At 58.7% G+C, this 2,079-nt stretch carries 2 protein-coding genes and 1 pseudogene; all 3 read left to right on the top strand.

The features are described 5' to 3' along the window. Nucleotides 1-657: transposase (locus AB5Y48_RS13380; RefSeq protein ID WP_368164756.1), on the top strand; the 657-nt coding region annotated here is incomplete at its 5' end. A gap of 565 nt (nt 658-1,222) precedes the next feature. After that, nucleotides 1,223-1,720, top strand: a complete 498-nt coding sequence (locus tag AB5Y48_RS13375) for a DeoD-type purine-nucleoside phosphorylase (RefSeq protein WP_368164798.1) — start codon at nt 1,223-1,225, stop codon at nt 1,718-1,720. A gap of 60 nt (nt 1,721-1,780) precedes the next feature. After that, a pseudogene (locus AB5Y48_RS13370) lies at nt 1,781-2,079 on the top strand (transposase); the annotation flags it as partial.

The raw sequence follows: 2,079 nt of genomic DNA, 5'->3' as shown, positions 1-2,079 counted from the left end.
TTTGCCAAGGGCGAGTCGCTCGATGAGGCCCAATGGCTGGCGGTGCAAGCCACTATCGGCATTTACCGTCAGCGGCTGATGGATATCAGCTGGCTGATGCGTCTGCTGTGCGAGCCCATCGCCCGGCAGGCCAACCGGGAGGATGGCTGCACCGGACACTTCTGGGAGGGGCGCTTCAAGTCCCAGGCCCTGCTCAACGAATCGGCGTTACTTGCCTGCATGGCCTATGTGGAGCTCAATCCGGTGCGAGCCGCCATGGCCGAGACGCCCGAGTCGTCCGATTTTACCAGCATCCAGCGACGCATTCGGGCGGCGCTGGAAGGGAAACAACCCGATGAGCTGCTGCCCTTTGTGGGCGATGAGCATCAAGCCCTGACTCACGGCTTGACCTTTTCCCTGGCGGATTATCTCGAACTGGTGGACGAGAGCGGCCGCTGGCTGCGTGGAGACAAGCGCGGCGCCATGTCACCGGGTTGTGCGCGAATATTGGCGCGATTGGGATTGCCCGCCGCTCACTGGGAGAAGCTGACCCGGGATTTTCGCCGCCTGTTCAAGGGGCCGGCCGGCACCCCCGACGAGCTGGGCCATTTCTGCGAGCATTTGCAGCGCAAGCGGCGACAGGGGCTCGCCAACGGCCGGCGCTGGCTCTGCGCCTGACCATTTCCCTTCAATGTTCTCACTCGGCCTTCAGTCGAGGGGTCTTCATGCGTCTTTGCCCACTCACGCTCGTTCTGGGCCTTCCATCCCCGGGCCAACAGCGCTGTTGCCGGGAGAAAAATGCCTCTCAGGGCACAGAGATAGATGGGGAAGGAGAGTCAGCAAGAGCAAGACATCAGCTCAACCATGGTTCAGCTCAACCATGCCTGTCCATGTTAAAAAGATGCCTGTCCATATTGGGGAAAAAACACGCTACCGCCCCTGAATTACAGCTTCCAGTGCGCTCATTGCCTCGGGATGGGAAGGCCCCATCGCAGACTCAGGGCACCGGCCGCTATGATATTCAATCCGGTCTTAAATCATCCAGTGCTCTGTGGTCATTCGACGCCAAATAAAGTGGTTTGTTTGAGCCCGATCAAATAATCCAGAGACTGCCCTCGCCTTGGCGCATGCCATCTTGTCGCTTTGTGATCCGGATCGGCGGAAGAGGACTTTTGTCCTGCTTGATGCCAGCCCCGGGGGGGTAGGATGCGCCCATGCTCAGAACCCAGCAGGAACAATAACAATGACCGCTCATATCAATGCCCAGCCCGGCGATTTTGCCCAGACCGTCATCATGCCCGGGGATCCGCTACGTGCCCGTTACATCGCCGAGACCTTCCTTGAGGATGTGCGCGAGGTGACCAATGTGCGCAACATGCTCGGCTACACCGGCTACTTCAAGGGTCAGCGCATCTCGGTGATGGGCCATGGAATGGGGATCCCCTCCATGGTGCTCTACGCCCACGAGTTGGTGAACGACTTTGGCGTGCGTCGCATTATTCGGGTCGGCAGCCTGGGGGCGACCCAGCACCATGTGCAGATGCGCGATGTGATCCTGGCCCAGGCCGCCGGAACTGACTCCCCCACCAATGCCAAACGCAGCAGCGGTTATCAGATGGCCACCTCAGCCGACTTCGAGCTGCTGCACAAGGCCTTCAGCCAGGCTCGGCAGCAGGGTATCCCGGTCAAGGTCGGCAACGTCTTCAGTGGCGATCTCTATTACGATCCGGACGAAAACTAATCTAACCCACCCTCGATGGACACTTGGTTAAGTGAGTAAAATCACTGACAGAGGTACATCATGACCAAAGCAACGATCGAACAGAAAACACCCAGAACCCGTTACTCTCAGCAATACAAGGAAGAAGCCTTGGCTCTGGCCGAGCGCGTAGGAATGAGCAAGGCCGCCATCCAATTAGGCCTCAAAGAAGCCCAGCTCTACGCTTGGCGCACCAAGGCCAAGCAACTCATGGATACGGGGGAGCGCGAGCAGCAACTCGCCGATGAAAATGTCCGACTCAAGCGCCAACTGGCTGAGCAAGCAGAAGAGTTGGCCCTGGTAAAAAAAGCCGCCGCGTACTTTGCCAAACACCTGAAGTG

This window comes from Aeromonas sp. R6-2 (assembly GCF_040908155.1).
Lineage (GTDB): Bacteria > Pseudomonadota > Gammaproteobacteria > Enterobacterales > Aeromonadaceae > Aeromonas > Aeromonas schubertii.
The sequence above is the reverse complement of the archived record's forward strand: the minus strand, read 5'-3'. Positions and strand labels throughout refer to the sequence as shown.

What these genes read in the sequence shown, in the direction of transcription:
- AB5Y48_RS13375 (WP_368164798.1), top strand. Translation starts at nt 1,223, where the DNA reads ATGACCGCTCATATCAATGCCCAGCCCGGCGATTTTGCCCAGACCGTC.